Source organism: Streptomyces sp. NPDC046881 (assembly GCF_040645015.1).
GTDB lineage: Bacteria > Actinomycetota > Actinomycetes > Streptomycetales > Streptomycetaceae > Streptomyces.
On the sequence record NZ_JBEYXJ010000098.1, the window covers coordinates 1 to 20544 of the forward strand.

18 protein-coding genes and 1 riboswitch are annotated in these 20544 nt (G+C 71.6%); of the genes, 11 read left to right on the plus strand and 7 right to left on the minus strand.

From position 1 onward, the window contains the following. Together ABZ923_RS32430 and ABZ923_RS32435 are read right to left on the minus strand one after the other, a co-directional pair. Positions 1-594 (minus strand): CPBP family intramembrane glutamate endopeptidase (locus ABZ923_RS32430; RefSeq protein WP_361478993.1); only part of this gene is annotated, 594 nt, incomplete at its 3' end. Positions 595-1255: 661 nt separating this feature from the next. Next, positions 1256-2773 (minus strand): glutamate--cysteine ligase, encoded by a 1518-nt coding sequence (locus ABZ923_RS32435; RefSeq protein WP_361478925.1) that lies wholly within the window; start codon positions 2771-2773, stop codon positions 1256-1258. Between the two features lie 571 nt (positions 2774-3344). Between ABZ923_RS32435 and ABZ923_RS32440 the strand changes: the two genes are divergently transcribed. Next, a complete protein-coding gene (locus tag ABZ923_RS32440) occupies positions 3345-3944 on the plus strand; it encodes a hypothetical protein (protein ID WP_361478928.1) in 600 nt (199 codons plus the stop codon). A gap of 311 nt (positions 3945-4255) precedes the next feature. Further along, the gene (locus ABZ923_RS32445; RefSeq protein ID WP_059248121.1) at positions 4256-4462 is read left to right on the plus strand and encodes a DUF5999 family protein; all 207 of its coding nucleotides are present in this window, start codon (positions 4256-4258) and stop codon (positions 4460-4462) included. 92 nt (positions 4463-4554) lie between these two features. On the opposite strand, the gene ABZ923_RS32450 is transcribed toward ABZ923_RS32445, so the two are convergent. Genes ABZ923_RS32450 through ABZ923_RS32465 form a run of 4 tightly spaced genes read right to left on the minus strand, consistent with a single transcriptional unit; the run spans position 4555 to position 8765 of the window. Further along, complete coding sequence (locus ABZ923_RS32450; protein ID WP_361478932.1) at positions 4555-5598, minus strand: endo-1,4-beta-xylanase; 1044 nt, start codon at positions 5596-5598, stop codon at positions 4555-4557. Positions 5599-5634: 36 nt separating this feature from the next. Then, positions 5635-6468 carry a carbohydrate ABC transporter permease gene (locus tag ABZ923_RS32455; protein ID WP_361478935.1) on the minus strand — a complete coding sequence of 278 codons (834 nt, stop codon included), beginning with the start codon at positions 6466-6468 and terminating at the stop codon, positions 5635-5637. Further along, positions 6465-7463 carry a sugar ABC transporter permease gene (locus ABZ923_RS32460; protein ID WP_361478938.1) on the minus strand — a complete coding sequence of 333 codons (999 nt, stop codon included), beginning with the start codon at positions 7461-7463 and terminating at the stop codon, positions 6465-6467. Before ABZ923_RS32460 ends, ABZ923_RS32455 begins: the two co-directional genes overlap by 4 nt. 6 nt (positions 7464-7469) lie before the next feature. Beyond that, entirely contained in the window at positions 7470-8765 is a 1296-nt protein-coding gene (locus tag ABZ923_RS32465; RefSeq protein ID WP_361478941.1) for an extracellular solute-binding protein, read from the minus strand. A 375-nt stretch (positions 8766-9140) separates the two neighbouring features. Here ABZ923_RS32465 and ABZ923_RS32470 point away from each other — a divergent pair, with 375 nt between their 5' ends. The 8 genes from ABZ923_RS32470 to ABZ923_RS32505 all read left to right on the plus strand — a co-directional run bounded on the left by ABZ923_RS32470 (position 9141) and on the right by ABZ923_RS32505 (position 16385). Next, positions 9141-9668 (plus strand): universal stress protein, encoded by a 528-nt coding sequence (locus tag ABZ923_RS32470; RefSeq protein WP_361478944.1) that lies wholly within the window; start codon positions 9141-9143, stop codon positions 9666-9668. A 108-nt stretch (positions 9669-9776) separates the two neighbouring features. After that, complete coding sequence (locus ABZ923_RS32475; protein ID WP_361478947.1) at positions 9777-10334, plus strand: hypothetical protein; 558 nt, start codon at positions 9777-9779, stop codon at positions 10332-10334. A gap of 241 nt (positions 10335-10575) precedes the next feature. Then, on the plus strand, positions 10576-12534 hold the full coding sequence (locus ABZ923_RS32480; RefSeq protein ID WP_361478949.1) for an amino acid transporter: 1959 nt from the start codon (positions 10576-10578) through the stop codon (positions 12532-12534). A 44-nt stretch (positions 12535-12578) separates the two neighbouring features. Then, positions 12579-12974, plus strand: a complete 396-nt coding sequence (locus ABZ923_RS32485) for a helix-turn-helix transcriptional regulator (protein ID WP_361478952.1) — start codon at positions 12579-12581, stop codon at positions 12972-12974. Between the two features lie 169 nt (positions 12975-13143). Continuing rightward, a complete protein-coding gene (gene modA, locus ABZ923_RS32490) occupies positions 13144-13956 on the plus strand; it encodes a molybdate ABC transporter substrate-binding protein (protein ID WP_361478954.1) in 813 nt (270 codons plus the stop codon). After that, positions 13953-14813, plus strand: coding sequence for a molybdate ABC transporter permease subunit (modB, locus tag ABZ923_RS32495; RefSeq protein ID WP_361478957.1), 861 nt, complete (start codon positions 13953-13955; stop codon positions 14811-14813). The genes modA and modB overlap by 4 nt, the downstream gene beginning before the upstream one ends. Then, entirely contained in the window at positions 14810-15937 is a 1128-nt protein-coding gene (locus ABZ923_RS32500) for an ABC transporter ATP-binding protein (protein ID WP_361478960.1), read from the plus strand. Before modB ends, ABZ923_RS32500 begins: the two co-directional genes overlap by 4 nt. Before the next feature lie 28 nt (positions 15938-15965). Then, complete coding sequence (locus ABZ923_RS32505; protein ID WP_361478963.1) at positions 15966-16385, plus strand: TOBE domain-containing protein; 420 nt, start codon at positions 15966-15968, stop codon at positions 16383-16385. A 54-nt stretch (positions 16386-16439) separates the two neighbouring features. Here the strand turns inward: ABZ923_RS32505 and gcvP are convergent, their stop codons facing one another. Then, positions 16440-19325, minus strand: coding sequence for an aminomethyl-transferring glycine dehydrogenase (gene gcvP / locus ABZ923_RS32510; RefSeq protein WP_361478966.1), 2886 nt, complete (start codon positions 19323-19325; stop codon positions 16440-16442). Positions 19326-19499: 174 nt separating this feature from the next. After that, a riboswitch (glycine riboswitch) is annotated at positions 19500-19594 on the minus strand. 119 nt (positions 19595-19713) lie between these two features. Here gcvP and ABZ923_RS32515 point away from each other — a divergent pair. Further along, complete coding sequence (locus tag ABZ923_RS32515; protein WP_361478969.1) at positions 19714-20085, plus strand: PRC-barrel domain-containing protein; 372 nt, start codon at positions 19714-19716, stop codon at positions 20083-20085. Positions 20086-20544: the final 459 nt, after the last annotated feature.

Below are 20544 nucleotides of genomic sequence, written 5' to 3' on the forward strand. Positions count from 1 at the left end.
GGCCACCAGCGCGGTCCCCGGGGTCCAGCCCAACTGGCCCAGCCTGCGCAGCAGGTAGCCGACGACGATCACCTCTTCGAGGATCGCGTTCTGCAGCGCGGACAGGATCAGCACCGGGTACTTCCACCACACGTCGGGCAGCGCCTCGGGGACGACGGTGAGGTTGAAGCCGAGGCCGCGGGCGGCGAGGTAGAAGGCGATACCGGTACTGCCGATCACGGCCGCGACGCCCGCACCCCGGGCCAGGTCGGGCCAGGGACGGGTGCGGTCGAAGCCGAGGGTGCGCAGGCTCCCGCCCTCGCGCAGCAGCAGGTGGGCGACGAGCGCGACGGGGACCAGCGCGGTGGCGATACCGAAGAGCTGCCAGGCGAGGTCCAGCCAGGGGCGGCCCGGGGCGGCCGAGGCGTTCAGGGTGGCCGCCTGGTCCTTGAGGCCGCCCGGCTTGGTGACCGAGCCCATGAAGCTGATCAGCGCCGAGACCCCGCTCGCGCCGAGCGAGAGGGCGAGGACGAGCAGCGTCTCGTCCCGCAGGATCCGCCGCGGGTCGCGCTCCCGCGCCGAGGAATCGGCCACCGAGTCAGCCTCCACCTGCACCCCTGCCTCCAGCCGGCTCACGGGCCCCTGGCCCACCTTCGCCTGGCAAGGATCGCAGACAGAGCCACCGCAGCCACGGACCGGTCCCCGCCTCCCACGGCCCGTTCCCCTCCACCGACCCGTCACTCCCCCGCCGGCCCCTACCTTCCCCCACCCGCCGCCCGCCCCCGGCCCATCGCCGCCGCCGGCCCCGCTTCCCCACCGGCCCGCTGCTCGCCCCGCTCCGCCACCCCTCGCCGACCCGCCGACCTGTTACTCGTCCGCTGGCTCGTTACTCGTCTGCCGGCCCCTACTCCCCCGCCCGCCCGCTCGCCCCAGGCCCCACGCCTTCCCACCGGCCCATCGCCGACGCCGGCCCCCGCTTCCACACGGTCCCGGTGCTCGTCCGCCGGCCCGTTACCCGCTGCCGACCCCCCGCTTCCCCACTGGCCCGTTTCGCCGACCCCTCACCGACCCGCCGACCTGCTGCTCGTCCGCCGGCTCCTCGCTACTTCCGCCCGTCGCTCGATCGCCGGCCCCGCGCTTCCCCACCGGCCCGTTACTCGTTCCCCACCCCCTCCACCGACCCTCGCCGCCCCACCGCGACGCCGCTCGCAGGGTAGGGCCGGCCTGGGGGGGCCGTCCGGGGGTCAGGCGTGCGGCTCAGCCGCTGGAGTGGGTGTCAGCCCAGCGGTACCGGGTCCGGCAGGCCCACCGGCCAGGTGTGTACCGGCTCCCCGACATGCATCAGCTCGGCGTACCGACGGGTGGTCGCCGCCAGGGCCGCCTCGCGGGGCAGGCCCTGTTCCAGCGCCCGGTGGAAGGTGGCCGCCTGCCAGGACGCCCCGTTCACCCGGCGCCGGCAGCGTTCCTCGATCACGCCCAGGTAGAGGTCCCGGTCGGCGGCCTCCACGCCCCACGCGTCGAGCCCGGCCGCTGCGAGCGGCAGCAGCTCGTCGCGGACCAGCGTGACCGCGTCGACCTCGCTCGTGCCGCCGTACCGTCCCCGCCGGGGCCAGACGAAGCGGGCGTCGATGCCGTACCGGCACGCCGCGTCGAAGTTGGCCTCGGCCGCGGCGAACGGCAGTCGCGTCCACACCGGCCGGGGCTCCTCGGCGAGGGCGCGGACGAGGCCGTAGTAGAAGGCCGCGTTCGCGATCACGTCGGTGATGGTCGGCCCGGCCGGCAGCACCCGGTTCTCCACCCTGAGGTGCGGGACGCCGTCCGCGATGCCGTACACCGGCCGGTTCCAGCGGTAGATCGTGCCGTTGTGCAGGACGAGTTCGGCGAGCTTGGGCACCCCGCCGGCCTCGACGACCTCCAGCGGCTCCTCGTCGTCGCAGATCGGCAGCAGGGCCGGGAAGTAGCGCAGGTTCTCCTCGAACAGGTCGTACGCGGAGGAGATCCACCGCTCGCCGAACCAGGTGCGCGGCCGCACGCCCTGCGCCTGGAGCTCGGGCGGCCGGGTGTCGGTGGACTGGAGGAACAGCGGGGGCCGGGACTCGCGCCACAGCTCGTGCCCGAAGAGGAACGGCGAGTTCGCACCGACGGCGATCTGCGCGGCGGAGGCCGCCTGCGCCGCGTTCCACACGTCGGCGAACCGGCCCGGCGTGACCTGCAGGTGCAGCTGTACGGAGGTGCACGCGGCCTCGGGCACGATCGACTTCGAGGTGCAGACGAGGTGCTCCACGCCTTCGATGTCGAGCCGGAAGTCCTCCCCGCGCGCGGCGACGATCTGGTCGTTGAGCAGGGTGTAGCGGTCGGCCTCGGAGAGGTTGGAGGAGACCAGGTCGTCCCGGTCGAGGGTGGGCAGGATGCCGATCATCACGATGCCCGCGTCCACCTCCCCGGCCTTGCGGTCGGCATAGGCGAGCGAGGTGCGCAGTTCCTCGGCGAGCCGGTCGAATACCCGGCCGCCCAATCGGTGTGGGGCTATGTTGACTTCCAGGTTGAACATGGCGAGTTCTGTCTGGAAGTCGCGGCTCGCGATGCGCTCCAGTACCTGCCCGTTCAACATCTTCGGCATACCGTCAGACCCCGCGAGATTCAGTTCGATCTCGACTCCCATGAGGTTCTTCGGCCGATCGAATCGCTTCTCGCGCAGCAGCCGCTCCAGTCCCGTCAGGCACATCTGGAGCTTTTCTCGGTAGCGCTGGCGATCGGACAGGTCGAACTGCCCTGCCACGACCTTCTCCCCCATCGAAGTGTCCCTCCTCGGATGGGCGGGCCGACGATCCGGCCGCCGGGCTCCCGGGTCAGGTGGGATGATGCCCAGCCGAAGCGATCGATAACGTCCCGCGCGGGCGCGTCGCCCGCTACTCTTACGAATGTTCCCGGCGGCACATTCACGGGGCATGCCGCACGATGCACCTCCGGGTGCCCCGAACGCCTCGTGAAAAACGCCGACGACATTCGGCCGACCGTTACCGGTGCGTAGGGCGAGGTCAGAGCCGAGGGCCGGGTCCGGAAATCGGGATTATTTCCGCAAAACGATGCCTTAATTCCGCCTTGCCGGACCGAACGGAAACGGATAGCCGAAACACCGGCCGAACACGCGTCGTATAAACTCCGTCCACAAGGCGGAAGGTTGGCGCCCTCGGTCCTGGTTTCCGCGGAGTTCCTGCCGTCCCGGTTGACGGGCGGCGGACCGAGCCGCACTCTCTTCCACACCGAACAGGGCCCCCACCTCTCCGGCCTTCCCCGTGAGCAGACAGCGCCGTCCGCCCCACCCTCCTCGCGCCGCCGCGCCTGTCGAACGAGAGGCGACCCACATGCCGCTGCACGTACCCCCTGCCCCCGCGCCTGCCCTGCGCTCCGTCCTGACCGCCCTCGGCTCCCCCACCGCGGTCCGTGAGACCCGTACTCCCGCCCTGTGCGCCGCACAGGGCCCCGCCACCGCGGAACTCCCGCTGCCGGTCCACGTACTGGACCGGATCACCGCGCAAGGCCTGTCCGCGACGCGGCTGGCGGGCTGGCGCTTCCTGATCCGGTGCGGTGACCGGGCGGTGGCCGCGGCCGAGACCATGCTCACCCCCGACGGCTGGGCCTTCTCCCATTTCTTCGAGGGCCCCTACGTCGCCTCCACCGAGCGCGCACTGCAACAGGCCGAGACACTGCAACAGCCGTACCAGGCGCGGCTGTTGTCCGTGCCCGGGTTGTACATGCTCACCTTGTGGCTGCACGGCGACTGCTCGGGCGACGGCTCCGAGGGCCACCCGGCCGCCACCGACCTGCTCGTCCCGCTGGCGCCGGCGCCGCCCGGCATCCCGGCACACCGTCCGTTCCGGGTCGCCGAGTTGCTTCCGGTGCTGACCCATCGGGCGACTCCTCTCCCGCTGCTCGGCTCACCGGTGCTCGGCTCGCCCGCCTGACCCCCGCCCGCACGCGTACCCCGCTCCCCGGAAGGGAAGCGGGGTACGGCCGTACTCGGGGACTTCTCCGGCCCGGGCCATCCGGACTAGTCCCATCCGGCCACCGCGGACCACCCGAAGGGCCACTGCGAACCATCCGAAGAGACCGTGCAGTTGGACTGAACCGTCCACGCGGGTGACGCGTCCTGAACCTGTGAGAAGCGGTGCCGTGAAATCCCTGCGGAACGACGCCCAGAGGACAACACTGGACTCCGACCGACTCACCAACACGGGGGACGGACATGATCACATCAGAGCGAAAGATCCCGCCCATGTGCCAGCACCAGCCGCCGTGCCCGCCAGCCGAATCCGCCGACCGGGAGTCCGCCCGCCTCGTGGCGCACCACCCGGAGCAGGGGTGGAGCCTGCTGTGCAACGGCGTCCTGCTCTTCGAGGACACCGGCGAGCTGCTGCCCGACGGCCGCATCATCGCCCCGCACCGTCCACTCGGTGCGGACCAGGTGATGACCGCCGCCTGAGTGGCACGGTGACCTGAGGGGCCGGCCGCACGCACCCGGTGCGCACCGGCCCCGACGCGTGTCCGGCGGCGGCTGCGCAGGGTGACGGGGCGCTAGCGCAGCGCTTCCCGCAGGGCCTGATAGGCCGGCTTGGGACGCAGCTCCTCGTCCCACGGCAGGGCCGCGCCCTCCCCCGGGAAGACCGCCGGTATCCAGGAGTACTTGTCCGTGTAGTCCCAGATGGTCACGCCCACACAGTGGCGAACGGCCAGGCAGGCCGCGGTGAGGTCCCGGTACCAGGTCGCCTGCTCGGCGAGCTTCTCCCCGGTCGCGGGCAGCTGCATCCGCACGTCGACCTCGGTGAGCGCGGTGTCCAGGCCCACCCGGGAGAAGCGGCGGAGGTTGTCCTCCAGGGTGCTCGGATAGCCGTACTGGAGGGCGAGGTGCGCCTGGAAGCCGATGCCGTCGAGGGGTACGCCCCGGGCCAGGAGGTCCTTGGCCAGCCGGTGGTAGGCGTCGCTCTTCGGGCCGGTCGCCTCGATGTTGTAGTCGTTCAGGTAGAGCCTGGCGTGCGGGTCGGCCTGGTGGGCCCAGCGCAGCGCGTCGGCGATGTAGCCGGGGCCGAGGGTCCGGTACCAGAGGGTGTCGCGGTAGCTGCCGTCCTCGTTGAAGGCCTCGTTGACGACGTCCCAGGAGTACACCTTGCCCCGGTAGTGCCGTACCTCGGTGGTGATGTGCTTCTTCAGCACGGCCCGCAGTTCGCTCGCCGTCCACTGCTTCGAGGTGAGCCAGTCGGGCAGCTGGCTGTGCCAGACGAGGGTGTGCGCGCGGACCTTCTGGTGGTTCTTGCGGGCCAGGTCGACGATCTGGTCGCCGTCGGTCCAGTCGAAGACGCCCTGCTGCGGCTCGGTGGCGTACCACTTCATGCCGTTGCCGGGGGTGATCATGTCGAACTCGTCGCCGAGGACGCGGGTGTAGGCGGTGTCGGTGAGTTCGGGGTTGTCGGTGGCGCTGCCGAAGTAGCGGCCGTGGTGCTCGGCGAGGTCGGCGAGGGTGGGCTGCCGTACCGGGTCGGGTGCGGCCTGCGCGGCGGGGCCGGTGGCCAGGCCGGCGGTCACCAGGACGGCCGCGAGGGCGCCGGCAAGTCTCAGACGCATGGTGGGGCTCCTGTCGGGGGGCGGGGAAGGTGCGGTTCAGCCCTTGGTGGCGCCGGCGGTGAGGCCGCCGACGAGCTGGCGTTCGGCGACCGAGTAGAAGGCGAGGGCGGGGACCATGGCGAGGACCAGATAGGCGAAGACCCGGGCGTACTCCGCCGAGTACTGGCCCTGGAACTGCTGGACGCCGATGGGCAGGGTCCACCAGGTGCTGTCGGTGAACACCAGCAGCGGCAGGAAGAAGTTGTTCCAGCTGGTGACCACCGCGAGGACCGAGACGGTGCCGAGCGCCGGCCGGGCCATGGGCAGCAGGACCCGCCAGAAGAACCCGAAGGCGCTGCATCCGTCGAGCGTGGCGGCCTCCTCCAGTTCGCCGGGGATCTGCCGGAAGAAACCGCGCAGGATGATGATCGTCATCGGCAGTCCGAACGCGGCCTGCGGGAGGATCACACCGAGCGGGTTGTCCAGCAGGCCCAGGGAGCGCAGCAGCAGGAACAGCGGCAGGGCGGCCACCGCGAAGGGGAACATCAGCCCCATCGTGAAGACGGTGAACAGCACCTCGCGCCCGCGGAAGGCGAACCGGGCGAAGGAGAAGGCCGCGAGCGCGGACACCGCGACCACGAGCACGGTCGTACCCACCGCGATCAGCGTGCTGTTGCCGACCAGCCGCCAGAACCCGCCCGAGCCGAGGATGCCGGTGTAGTTGCCGGTCAGCCAGTGCTCGGGCGGTCCGAACGGGTTGCGGGACAGCTCGTCGGTGGACTTGAAGCCGGACAGGACGGCGTACAGCAGCGGTACGACCATCACCGCGCCGACCGCCAGGAGGACCAGGTGCAGCGGCAGCGTGCGCACCCCCCTGGTTCTGCGGCTCACGTGCCGTCTCCCCTCATCGTCGTGGTGGCCCCTTCGAGGTCGCGGCGGAGCACGAACCGCTGGTAGGCGAGGGCGAAGACGAGGCAGATACCGAACATGACCACGCTGATCGCGCTGGCGTAGCCGACCTGGTAGCGCTTGAAGCCGTACTGGAACATGGTCACGGCCATCGTCTCGGAGTGGTGGTCGGGGCCGCCCTGGGTGATCACCCACAGCAGGTCGAACAGCTGGATCGCCCCGATCACGGACAGGAAGACGCTGATGCGCAGGGTGGGCGCGAGCAGCGGCAGGGTGACGTTGCGGAACCGCTGCCAGGGCCCGGCGCCGTCGATCAGCGCCGCCTCCGTCAACTCGGCCGGGATCGACTGGAGTCCGGCCAGGTAGAGCATCATGTGGAAGCCGAAGTACTTCCAGGTCATGACGAGGAAGAGGGCCGCCATGACGGAGGAGGGGTCGGCGAACCACTCGCCGCCCAGGCCGTCCAGGCCGACGGCGCCCAGGACATGGTCGGCGAGTCCGTCGTCCGGGGCGAAGACCATGCCGAACAGCACGCCGGTGATGGCCTCGGACAGCACGTACGGCGCGAAGAACAGCATCCGGTACACGGCCCGGCCGCGCAGCCGCTGGTTGAGCAGCACCGCCATGGCCAGCGCGAACGGCAGCTGGAGCACGAGCGAGAGCACCACCAGCACCAGGCAGCGCCACAGGTCGCCGAGGAAGACGTCGTCCTGGAAGAGGCGGGTGAAGTTGTCGCCGCCGACGTAGTCGGAGGGCATGCCGAAACCGCCCCAGCGGAAGAAGGCGGCGTACAGCGCGAACAGCATCGGCAGCAGCACCAGCCCGATGAACAGCACCAGCGCGGGCAGCTGGAAGCCGACCGCGGTGAGCCAGTTCAGCGTGCGCCGCCGGGTCCGGGCGCGGCCCGCGCCGGCGGCCGGGAGCGGGGGGCCCGCGGCGGGGCCGCTCCGCTTGTCCGTGAGGAAGGTGGAGGTCATCGCCGGCTACTGCTCTTCCTTGGCGGTCCTGGTGATCGACTGCGCGACCTGCTCGGCCGACTTGGAACCGGCGATGAGCGCGGCCACGCTGTCGTTGACCTCCTGGCCGACGGCGGGCGCGTAGGCCTGGTCGAGGTAGAGCTGGAAGCCGGTGGCGGCCTTCAACTGGGCCTGCACCGCCTTGAGGTTGGGGTCGGTGAGCGCGGACTCGGCGGCCGGGACGACCGGCAGCACCCCGGTCTTCTTCACCAGTTCCCGGTCGGTGGTCCGGGAGGCGAAGAACTTCAGGAAGTCGACGGCGGCCTGCGGGGCTCCCCGGCGCAGGGCGTGGCCGCCGCCTCCGCCGAACACCTCGGTGATCTTCCCGTTGCCGCCCTCGACCTCGGGGAACGGGAAGAAGCCCAGGTTCGCGCCGAGCCCCTTGCCGGCGTCGGCCTCCACGACCGGGGCCCACTGGCCCATGAGTTCCATCGCCGCCTTGCCGTTGCCGACGCCGGCGGCCTGGCCGGTCGGGCTGGAGTAGGCGGCGCCGAGGAAGCCCTTCTGGAACGGCTGGAGATCCACCAGCTCCTTCAGGTGCCGTCCGGCCTGTACGAAGCCGGCGCCGGTGAAGTCCTTGCTCTCGCTGGCCTTGCGGAGCGCGTCGACACCGGCGGTACGCATCGCGAGGTACGCCCAGTAGTACATGCCGGGCCACTTCTCCTTGCCCGCCAGGGCGATCGGCGTGACGCCGGCGGCCTTCAGCTTCCGTACGGCGTCCAGGAAGCCGCTCCAGGTGGTCGGGGGTGTGCTGATCCCGGCCTTCTTGAAGAGCGCCTTGTTGTACCAGAAGCCGATCATCCCGATGTCGAACGGGATGCCGTACGCCTTGCCGTCCACCAGGTACGCCTCCTTCGCCACCGGCAGCAGGCCGTCGGCCCAGGCCTTGGTGCGGTCCGTCAGGTCCTCCACCAGTCCCGCGTCGACCTGCTGCCGCAGCACACCGCCGCCCCAGGTGTGGAAGATGTCCGGCAGTTTCCCGGAGGCCGTCAGCGCGGTCATCTTCGACTTGTAGGCGTCGTTCTCCAGTTGGACGATCTTCACCTTGACCGTGGGGTTGTCGGCCTCGAACTTCTTGGCCAGGCCCGCCCAGACCGTCTTGGTGGGCTGCGTGGTCGAGATGTTCCACCACTCGATCGTGGTCGTCCCCGAGGACGACCCTCCGTCCGAGTCGCCGCCGCAGCCGCTGAGCGCGGTCACACCGAGGCCGGCGCCGACGGAGGCCGCGAGAAATCCGCGGCGGGACAGTGCAGGGTCGCCCATCATGCGCTCCTTCGAAACTTTCGAGTTGCTTCGGAGAGGGTCCCGACAGAGAAGATCGGGCGCCAGCGAGAGCCGCCGACGCACTCGTCGGCCACCGGCGGGCCGAAACATTCGAGTAATTCCCCGAACGTTCCGAACGGCGACTCTAGGAAGGCGCGTGGGGAGCGTCAAGGTGTCGTGCACGAGGTGACGAGCGCACGGCCGAACCCGCCGGAGGTGGCGCGGCCCTCAGGGAGGCCGAATGTTTCGTCCGCCGCGCCGAATGCGGACGGCTCGTCGGAACTCGGCGGGGAGGACCGGGTCCTCCGGCTGGTCGAATCGCCGGAGCGGGAGTGGGATGGAAGTGAGCGAGACCTTGCCCGGAACGGTGGAGTCATGTCCGGTAACGACGCCTCGGCGGTCGCGCGCGTGGTGGTCGGCGTGAGCGGCTCCCTGAACAGCGTCACGGCCCTGCGCCGGGCCACCGCGCTGGCCCGCCGGCTGGAAGCCGAGCTGTGGCCGGTGCTGGCCTGGGAGCCCCCGGGCGGGGACCCCGCCGCGCGCCGCGCCCCCGCCGGCCCGCTGCTGGAGGAGTGGCAGCGCCTGGCCAAGCAGCGGCTGGCCTCGGTCCTCTACGAGATCTTCGGCGCGGACAGTCCCGGCGTACCGGTGCACGCCGTCGTCGTCCGCGGCGCCCCGGGACCCGCCCTGGTGGCGACCGCCGACCGCGAGACCGACGTCCTGGTCGTCGGCACGGGCCGACGCGGCCTGCAACGACCCTTCGCGGCCCGCGTCTCCCGCCACTGCGTGTCCCACGCCCGCTGCCCGGTCCTGGCGGTCCCCCCGTCCCCCCTGGAATCCGAGCTGCTCTCGGTACACCGCCGCAACACCTGGCATCTGCGGCTCGACACCCGGGGGTTGTGAACCGGGCCGCGGTCGGCCCGTTGCCATCCCGTCAAGAACGCCCGGCCCGCCGTCAGGACGCCGTCAAGGCGAGGTGCGTCTCGCCGCCGTCGGTCTACCGTCGTTCTCATGGAGCACCGCGACGGCATCCGCTCCCGGGCGACCGGCTCGCACCCGTCCGGCGCCGGAGCCGTGGTGTGCGACCGGAGCTGGGCCGGGGAGGTGCGCTGTGCCGGCCGGTGCGCGGGTGCGCTGTTCGGGCTGCTGCTGTGCGTGGACCGGGTGGCCGGCTCACTGACCTGGGGGCGCGCCGCCCTGTGGCTCCTGCTGGCCCTGCTCCTGCTCCTCGTACTGGTCCCGGTGCGCGTGTCGGCCGGACCGGGCTGGCTGGCGAGCCGCCGGCTGCTGCGCACCCGCCGCGTGCGCACCGATCTGCTCGCCGCCGCCAGCCCGCTGGACGGTGTCACCCGGCGCCTGGTGCTGCGCGACACCCTCGGCAACCGGGTCGAGATCGACCCCGAGGTCCTCGTCCGCAACCCGGAGCTGTGGTACCGGCTCGACGAGGGCGCCCGCGCCTCCGAGGCGTCCGGGACGCTGCTGTGCGGCACGGCCGCCCTGCACCGTCTGGCCCGTCAGGTGGACAGCGAGACGGCCCTCGGCGTGTTCCGGGCGTCCGGCCTGGAGTGACGCTCGGTGGCCGCCGCCCGGGTCGGCTCCGTCCGGGGGTCACCCGCCCGGCCCCACCCCCGCAGACCGGCTCCGGCCTCCCCTTCTTCCTGCGGCCGTCCCTCTCGGAGGCCATTCTTAACGCAAGATTGACGCCGCCGGACCCCTGATCCATAGGCCCGGGCATCACGCTCTGCTTACGCTGGTGCCGCCGTCCGCGTGATGGCCGAGAACAGCCGAGCCGCACGTCAGGAGCACGCCGATGGTCACGACCGAGCGCCCTCCCAGTACCAGCCGCCTGCGCGCCTGGATGCTGGAGGGACTCTCCGACATGGGTAAGGGCGGTGGCCACACGGGACCGCACACCAAGCCGGAGCCCCCGCACCAGGGACAGCGCTGGTGGCGCGTGATGTGCCTGACCGGTGTCGACTACTTCTCCACCCTCGGCTACCAGCCCGGCATCGCGGCCCTGGCGGCCGGTCTGCTCTCCCCGGTGGCGACCATCGTGCTCGTCGTCGTGACCCTGGCCGGCGCCCTGCCGGTCTACCGCCGGGTGGCCGAGGAGAGCCCGCACGGCGAGGGCTCGATCGCGATGCTGGAGCGCCTGCTGTCGTTCTGGCAGGGCAAGCTCTTCGTGCTCACCCTGCTGGGTTTCGCGGCGACCGACTTCCTGATCACCATCACGCTCTCCGCCGCCGACGCCTCCACCCACCTGGTGGAGAACCCGCATCTGACGCAGGCCCTGGACGGCAAGCAGCTGCTGATCACGCTGATCCTCGTGGCGCTGCTCGGCGCGGTCTTCCTCAAGGGCTTCCTGGAGGCGATCGGAGTCGCGGTCGCCCTGGTCGGCGTCTATCTCGGGCTCAACCTCGTCGTCGTGATCACCGGCCTGTGGCACGTCATCACCGCCGGGCACGTGATCACCGACTGGAGCACCGCGCTGACCGCGCAGCACGGCAACGTCTTCGTGATGATCGGCGTGGCGCTCATCGTCTTCCCGAAGCTCGCCCTGGGCCTGTCCGGCTTCGAGACCGGTGTCGCCGTGATGCCGCACGTGCAGGGCGACCCGGGCGACACCGAACAGCGGCCGGCGGGCCGGATCCGGGACACCAAGAAGCTCCTGACCACCGCCGCGCTCATCATGAGCTGCTTCCTGATCGCCACCAGCTTCATCACCACGCTGCTGATCCCGGAGAAGGAGTTCAAGACGGGCGGCCAGGCCAACGGCCGCGCGCTCGCCTACCTCGCGCACGAGTACCTGGGCAACGCCTTCGGCACGGTGTACGACGTCTCGACCATCGCCATCCTGTGGTTCGCCGGCGCCTCCGCCATGGCCGGTCTGCTCAACCTGATGCCGCGCTACCTGCCCCGCTACGGCATGGCCCCGCACTGGGCCCGGGCCGTGCGCCCGATGGTCATCGTCTTCACACTGATCGCCTTCCTGGTGACCTGGATCTTCGACGCCAACGTCGACAAGCAGGGCGGCGCCTACGCCACCGGTGTGCTGGTGCTGATCAGCTCGGCCGCGATCGCGGTGACCATCGCCGCGCGCAAGGCCGGTCAGCGCGGCTGGACCGTCGTGTTCGCGGTGATCTCGGCGGTGTTCCTCTACACCACCGTCGTGAACGTCATCGAGCGCCCGGACGGTGTGAAGATCGGCGCCTGTTTCATCGCGGGCATCATGCTGGTCTCGCTGCTGTCCCGGCTGGCCCGTGCCTTCGAGCTGCGGGTGACCAGCGTGTCGCTCGACCCGATGGCGGAACGATTCGTCCGGGACATGGCCAGCCGCAAGATGCGGTTCATCGCCAACGAGCCCGACCGGCGGGACAAAGCCGAGTACCGCGACAAGATCGAGCAGATCCGCACCGACAACGACCTGCCCGAGCAGGAGGACTTCATCTTCCTCGAGGTCACGGTCACGGACCCGTCCGAGTTCGAGGCGAGCCTGACCGCGCGCGGCGAGGTGCTGCACGGCCGCTACCGGGTGCTGACGCTGGAGTCCGCCTCCATCCCGAACGCCCTGGCCGCGCTGCTGCTGCACGTCCGTGACCTCACGGGCTGCATCCCGCACATCTACTTCGAGTGGACCGAGGGCAATCCGTTCGCCAACTTCCTGCGCTTCTTCCTCTTCGGGCAGGGCGAGGTCGCGCCGGTCACCCGCGAGGTACTCCGCGAGGCGGAACCCGACCGGGCCCGCCGTCCCCGCGTCCACACGGGCTGACCCCTGGTCCACGGTTCGCGGCGGGTGGCCCTATCGTGACCGGCATGCAGTCCTACACGATCGGCCAGGCCGCGCGGCTGCTCGGCGTCAGCCCGGACACCGCCCGCCGCTGGGCCGACGCCGGCCGGGTGGCCACCCACCGCGACGAATCCGGGCGACGGCTCATCGACGGCCGGGACCTCGCCGCGTTCTCCGTCGAACTGGCCAAGGGCACAGGCGCCGAGGAGGACGCCTCGCACACCTCCGTCCGCAACGCCTTCCCCGGCATCGTCACCGCGATCAAGCTCGGCGACGTCGCCGCCCAGGTGGAGATCCAGGCCGGCCCGCACCGGCTCGTCTCACTGCTCACCCGGGAAGCCGTCGAGGAACTGGGCCTGGAGGTCGGCATGGAGGCCACCGCCCGCGTGAAGTCCACCAACGTGCACATCGACCGTACCTGACCCGGACCCCCGGTCCACGGACAGCCGTCGTGTGCACGCAGATGCAAGCTACAAGTCACGCGGTCACGGCTCATGCGATACCACAGGGGACTTACACCTCGCAGATGCGGCAGTATCATCGCCGCTGGGTGCGACGTTGGTGTGACAGACCCCGAGGAGTAGATCCGTGATGACCCGTTCCGTGTGCCGGACCCGGCGGATGTGGCAGCCGGCCGGTGCGGGAGCCGCCGCCCTGCTGGCCCTGAGCGCCTGCTCCTCCTCGTCGGACTCCACCGGCTCCTCCGGCACGCCGGCTTCCCCGAAGCTCTCCGGCACGGTCACCGTGTTCGCGGCGGCCTCCCTGAAGGAGAGCTTCACGACCCTGGGCCGGACGTTCGAGCAGGACCACCCGGGCACCAAGGTCAGCTTCAACTTCGGCGGCAGCGACAGCCTCGCCGCGAGCATCACCGGCGGCGCCCCGGCGGACGTGTTCGCCGCGGCCAGCCCCAAGACCATGGCGCTCGTGACGGACAAGGAGGACGCGGCCGGCACCCCGGCCACCTTCGTCCGCAACCAGCTGGAGATCGCCACCGTGCCGGGCAACCCGCACCAGGTGTCCTCCCTGAAAGACCTCACCAAGGCCGGTCTCAAGGTCGTCCTGTGCGATCGGACCGTGCCCTGCGGCGCCGCCGCCCAGAAGGCGCTGGACGCCGGCAAGCTGAAGCTCACCCCGGTCTCCTACGAGCAGGACGTCAAGGGCGCCCTGACCAAGGTGGCACTGAAGGAGGCCGACGCGGCGGTGGTCTACAAGACCGATGTGCGGGCCGCGGGTGACAAGGTGGAGGGCGTGGAGTTCCCCGAGTCCGCCCACGCGATCAACGACTACCCGATCGTCCTGCTGAAGAACGCCCCGAACGCCGAGGCCGCCAAGGCGTTCATCGCCCTCGTGCGGTCCGCCGAGGGGCAGCGGGTGCTGAGCGGGGCCGGGTTCCTCAAGCCGTGACCCCGCTCGGCGAACCCGGCGCCGCGACCGCCCCCCGCACGGGCCGGCCGCGGCGCCGCCGCGGCGGCACGGGGGGCCGCCGCGGGGTGCCGCTGCCGCTGCTGCTGCCGGGCGTGCTGGCCCTGGCCTTCCTGCTGCTGCCGCTGCTCGCGCTGCTGATCCGCGCGCCCTGGCGCAGCCTGCCGGACCAGCTGACCAGCACCGAGGTGTGGCAGGCGCTCCAGCTGTCCCTGGTCAGCGCCACCGCGGCGACGGCCGTGAGCCTCGTACTGGGCGTGCCGCTCGCCTGGCTGCTGGCCCGCACGGAGTTCCCCGGGCGGGGGGTCGTACGGGCCCTGGTCACGCTGCCCCTCGTGCTGCCCCCGGTCGTCGGCGGTGTGGCGCTGCTGCTGGCCCTCGGCCGCAACGGTGTGATCGGCCGGTGGCTGGACTCCTGGTTCGGGATCACCCTGCCGTTCACCACCACCGGGGTCGTGATCGCGGAGGCGTTCGTCGCGATGCCGTTCCTCGTCATCAGCGTCGAGGGCACCCTGCGCGCCGCCGACCCGCGCTACGAGGAGGCGGCGACCACCCTCGGCGCCTCCCGCTTCACCGCGTTCCGCCGGGTCACGCTGCCGCTGATCGCGCCGGGCATCGCGGCCGGCGCGGTGCTGGCCTGGGCCCGGGCGCTCGGCGAGTTCGGCGCGACGATCACGTTCGCCGGCAACTTCCCCGGCCGCACCCAGACCATGCCCCTCGCCGTCTACCTCGCCCTCCAGAACGACCCCGAGGCCGCCATCTCCCTCAGCCTGGTCCTCCTGGCCGTCTCGATCACGGTCCTGGCCGGCCTCAGGGACCGCTGGATGAGACCGTCATGACGAACGACACCGAATCCACGCAGGACCCGCGGGGACCAGCCGCACCCGCCGACACCGCCCAGGCCCCGCCGGGGCCGCCCGCACCCACCGGCCTGCACGCCCACCTCGTGGTCGACCGCCCCGGCTTCCGCCTGGACGTCTCCCTCACCGCGGCCCCCGGCGAGGTCCTCGCCCTGCTCGGCCCCAACGGCGCCGGCAAGACCACGGCCCTGCGCGCCCTCGCCGGCCTCACCCCCCTCACGGACGGCCACCTCCGCCTGGACGGCATCGCGCTGGAGGACACACCCCCGGAGTCCCGCCCGGTCGGCGTGGTCTTCCAGGACTACCTGCTCTTCCCGCACCTGTCCGCCCTGGACAACGTCGCGTTCGGCCCCCGCTGTCGGGGCGCGGGCAAGGCCGAGGCCCGCGCCCGGGCGGCGGCCTGGCTGGAGCGCATGGGTCTCACCCCGCACGCGGCCGCGAAGCCCCGCCGCCTCTCCGGCGGCCAGGCCCAGCGCGTGGCGCTCGCCCGCGCGCTGGCCACGCGGCCCCGGCTGCTCCTGCTGGACGAGCCGCTCGCGGCCCTGGACGCCCGTACCCGCCTGGAGGTCCGCGCCCAGCTGCGCCGCCACCTGGCCGAGTTCGAGGCCGTCTCCGTCCTGGTCACCCACGACCCGCTGGACGCCATGGTGCTCGCGGACCGGCTGGTGGTCGTGGAGCACGGCCGGGTCGTCCAGGAGGGCACCCCCGCCGACATCGCCCGCCACCCGCGCACGGACTACATCGCCCGGCTCGTCGGCCTCAACCTCTACCGCGGGCAGGCCGCGGGGCACACCGTACGGCTGGACGCCGGCCCCGCGATCACAACCACGGAGGAGCTGTCCGGCCCGGTCTTCGTGGCGTTCCCGCCGTCCGCCGTGACCCTGTTCCGGGACCGGCCCTCCGGCGTCAGCGCCCGCAACCTGTGGCGCTGCGAGGTCGCCGGACTGGAGACGCACGGCGACCAGATCCGCGCCGACCTCGGCGGGGAACTCCCCCTCGCCGCCGACCTCACGACGCTCGCCGCCGCCGAATTGGGCCTGCACCCCGGCGCCTCCGTCTGGGCGACGGTCAAAGCGGCGCAGACCCACGCATACCCCGCCTGATCGGGCGGGCGCTCTACCGTGAGTGCCCATGACCCTCAGCATCCGCAACCAGCTCCCCGGCACGGTCACCGCGATCCAGCCGGGCGAGGCCATGGCCACCGTCAAGCTGCGCCTGGACGGCGGGCAGGACCTCACCGCGGCCATCACCAGGGAGTCCGCCGAGGACCTCGCCCTGTCTCCCGGCTCGCCCGTGCGGGCCCTGGTGAAGTCGACCGAGGTCTCCCTCGCCACCCACCGCGTCGAGGGTCTGTCGATCCGCAACCAGCTCCCCGGTGCGGTCGTCGGCCTCGTCACCGGCGCCGCGATGGCCTCCGTGCGGATCTCCGTGCCCGGCGGTGAACTGACCGCTGCCATCACCAAGGACGCCGCCACCGACCTGGGTCTCTTCGTGGGCTCCGACGTGGTCGCCCTCATCAAGGCGACCGAGGTGTCCCTGGCCACGGCCTGAGACGGCGAGGGCCCCGCCCGGAAACCGGACGGAGCCCTGGGAGCCGCCGTTCGCTCAGTCCTCGTACGCGTCCAGCGGCGGGCAGGAGCACACCAGGTTGCGGTCGCCGAAGGCCTGGTCGATCCGGCGCACCGGCGGCCAGTACTTGTCGGCGGCCGAGACACCGGCCGGGAAGACGGCCTCGTCGCGGCTGTAGGCGTGCGTCCACTCACCGCCGAGCGCGGCGGAGGTGTGCGGGGCGTTCCGCAGCGGGTTGTCCTCGGCGGGCCACTCGCCGGAGCCGACCTTCTCGATCTCCGCGCGGATGGCGATCATCGCATCGCAGAACCGGTCCAGCTCGGTGATGTCCTCCGACTCGGTCGGCTCGATCATCAGCGTGCCGGCCACCGGGAACGACATGGTCGGCGCGTGGAAGCCGTAGTCGATCAGGCGCTTGGCCACGTCGTCCACGCTCACGCCGGTCGCCTTGGTCAGCGGGCGCAGGTCGATGATGCACTCGTGCGCGACCAGGTTTCCGGGGCCGGTGTAGAGCACCGGGAAGTGCGGCTCCAGGCGCTTGGCGATGTAGTTGGCGGAGAGCACGGCCACCTGGGTGGCCCGCTTCAGGCCCTCGCCGCCCATCAGGCGGACGTAGGCCCACGAGATCGGCAGGATGCCCGCGCTGCCCCAGGGGGCCGCCGAGATGGGGCCCACGCCCGTCTCCGGTCCGGCCTCCGGCTGGAGCGGGTGGTTCGGCAGGTACGGCGCCAGGTGCGAGCGGACCGCGACCGGGCCGACACCCGGACCGCCGCCGCCGTGCGGGATGCAGAACGTCTTGTGCAGGTTCAGGTGGGAGACGTCACCGCCGAAGTGGCCGGGCTTGGCGAGGCCGACCAGGGCGTTGAGGTTGGCGCCGTCGACGTACACCTGACCGCCGGCCTCGTGCACCCGGGCGCAGATGTCGGCGACGTGCTCCTCGAACACACCGTGCGTCGACGGGTAGGTGATCATCAGCACCGAGAGCTCGTCGCGGTACTGCTCGATCTTGGCGCGCAGGTCCTCGACGTCGATCTCGCCGTCCTCGGCGGTCTTCACGACGACGACCTTCATGCCGGCCATCACGGCGCTGGCCGCGTTGGTGCCGTGCGCGGAGGACGGGATGAGGCAGACGGTGCGCTGCTCGTCGCCGTTGGCCCGGTGGTAGCCGCGTACGGCGAGCAGGCCGGCCAGCTCGCCCTGCGAACCGGCGTTCGGCTGGAGCGAGACCTTGTCGTAGCCGGTGACCTCGGCGAGACGTTCCTCCAGCTCGTGGATGAGCGTGAGGTAGCCCTGCGCCTGCTCGGCGGGGGCGAACGGGTGCAGCTGCCCGAACTCGGGCCAGGTGACCGGTTCCATCTCCGTGGTCGCGTTGAGCTTCATGGTGCAGGAGCCCAGCGGGATCATGCCGCGGTCGAGCGCGTAGTCGCGGTCGGCCAGCTTGCGCAGGTAGCGCAGCATGGCGGTCTCGGAGCGGTACTGGTGGAAGACCGGGTGGGTCAGGTACGCGTCGGTGCGCAGCAGCGCCTCGGGCAGGGTGTCCTCGGCGCTCGCGTCCAGCGCCTCGATGTCGCCCTCCACGCCGAAGGCGGCGAAGACGGCCGCCAGCTGGGCCCGGTTGGTGGTCTCGTCACAGGCCGCCGAGACGTGGTCGGCGTCGACGAGCCGCAGGTTGACCCCGTTCTCCCGCGCGGCGGCGACGACCTCGGCGGCCTTGCCGGGCACCCGCGCGGTGACGGTGTCGAAGTAGGCGCCGTGGACGATCTCCACACCGCCGGCCTTCAGCCCCCCGGCGAGGATCGTGGCGTACCGGTGCGTCCGCCGGGCGATGGTCCTGAGCCCCTCCGGCCCGTGGTAGACGGCGTACATGCCGGCCATCACGGCGAGCAGCACCTGGGCGGTGCAGATGTTGCTGGTGGCCTTCTCGCGGCGGATGTGCTGCTCACGGGTCTGCAGCGCGAGCCGGTAGGCCTTGTTCCCGTCGGCGTCCACGGAGACGCCCACCAGGCGTCCGGGCAGGCTGCGGGCGAACTTCTCGTGTACGGCCATGTAGCCGGCGTGCGGACCGCCGAAGCCCATCGGTACACCGAAGCGCTGGGTGGTGCCGACGGCGATGTCCGCGCCCAGCTCGCCCGGCGAGGTGAGCAGGGTCAGCGCCAGCAGGTCGGCGGCGACGGTGACGAGGGCGCCCAGCTCGTGCGCCTGGTCGATGACCGGCTTGATGTCGCGTACGGCACCGGAGGCGCCCGGGTACTGGATCAGCACGCCGTTGATCTCGCGCTCGGCGAGCTCTGCCGGGATGCCGTCGGCGAGGTCGGCGACGACCACCTCGACGCCGGTCGGCTCGGCACGGGTCTCGATCACGGCGATGGTCTGCGGCAGCGCGTCCGCGTCGACCAGGAACAGGCCCTTCTTGTTCTTGCCCATCCGCCGGGACAGCGCCATGGCCTCGGCCGCGGCCGTGCCCTCGTCCAGGAGGGAGGCGCCGGAGGTGGGCAGCCCGGTGAGTTCGGCGACCACGGTCTGGAAGTTCAGCAGGGCCTCGAGCCGCCCCTGGGAGATCTCCGGCTGGTACGGCGTGTAGGCCGTGTACCAGGCCGGGTTCTCCATCACGTTGCGCAGGATGACCGGCGGGGTGAAGGTGCCGTAGTAGCCGAGGCCGATCATGGAGCCCAGCACCTGGTTGCGGTCGGCGAGCGAGCGCAGCTCGGCGAGCACCTCGGCCTCGGTGCGGGCGCCCGGCAGGTCCAGGGCGTCGGCGTTCTTGATCACATCCGGGACCGCGGCGGCGGTCAGCTCGTCGAGCGAGCCGTAGCCGACCTGCGCGAGCATCTTGGCCCGCGCCTCCTGGTCGGGTCCGATGTGGCGCTGCTCGAACGGAATGCCCGCTTCGAGCTCGGAGAGCGGAATGCGATGGGCGGTCATTGCGGAGGCCTCCTGGTCTGACACGACCTTCGAGGGGCACCCCGGTACGGATACCCCGACGGCCTCCCCCTCTGTCATCTCAACCTGAGAGCTTCACCGGCCACCCGAGGGCGCCGGCTTTCACCGTCGGTGAGGGCGGGAGCCGTCGACACCCGCCCTGCTTTCCAGAGTGACCTCGTCCGTGCGGTACGTGAGCCTGAGAGATTCCGGGGAGGAGTTGCTCCTTCGGCGCCTCCGAGGTGGTCGGAGGACTCTCCCGCACGGGGTCAGCAGCCGCTGTCAGCCTACCAGCGAGGTCAACGCCGGAGCCTTCGAGTGGCCGCCTCCCTGAATGTGCTCTTTTGTAGTGCTTACGGATGAGTTGCGACCACGTGGAGGGAGAGGGACCGTGCAGACCGACATCGATCCGCGCAACCTGATCGGCCGCAAGGCGTTCGACCGCAATGGCACCAAGATCGGCACCATTGACGAGGTGTACCTGGACGACGCCACCGGAGTACCCGAGTGGGCGGCCATACGCACCGGCCTGTTCTCCCGGGACGCCTTCGTGCCCCTGGAGCCCAGCGAACTCGTCGACGACACCCTGCACGTCCCCTTCGACCGCGCCCTGATCAAGGACGCCCCCGACTTCGGCGTGGGCCGCCACCTCTCCCCCGAACAGGAGCTCCAGCTCTACCACCACTACGGCCTCGACGTGGCCCCACCCCCCACGGTCCCGGACCACGACTTCGGCAAACTGGCCGGCACAGAAGAACCCTGACCCCACCGCCCCCACCCCACCGGTCTCCCTCCACCTCCCGCCTCTGCCCCCACACCGGCCCTCCACCGCCCGGCCCCCGGCCACGTCCGCAGCATGGCCCACACCCACCCGGTGCCCCACGCCCCCGGCAGGACCCGACCCATGCGGCTACGCCCACCCCCGGGCCGGGGACCGGTGCGCGACTCACCCCCACCCGGGGCCTGGGACCCCGACCAGGTCCGAAACCCCATTCACCCCCACCCCCTGCCTCGCACCCGCGGCAAGCCCTGCACCCATACGGCCCCTCGCACCCCCGGGCCCGGATCCGGTACGCGACTCGACCCCACCCTGGGGCCGGTGGCCGCGTCCGGAGCCCGACTCACGCCAGCCCCATGCCTCGCACCCGCGGCAGAACCTGCACCTATGCGGCCCCTCGCACACCACGGACCGGATCCGGTGCGCGACTCGGCCCCACCCAGG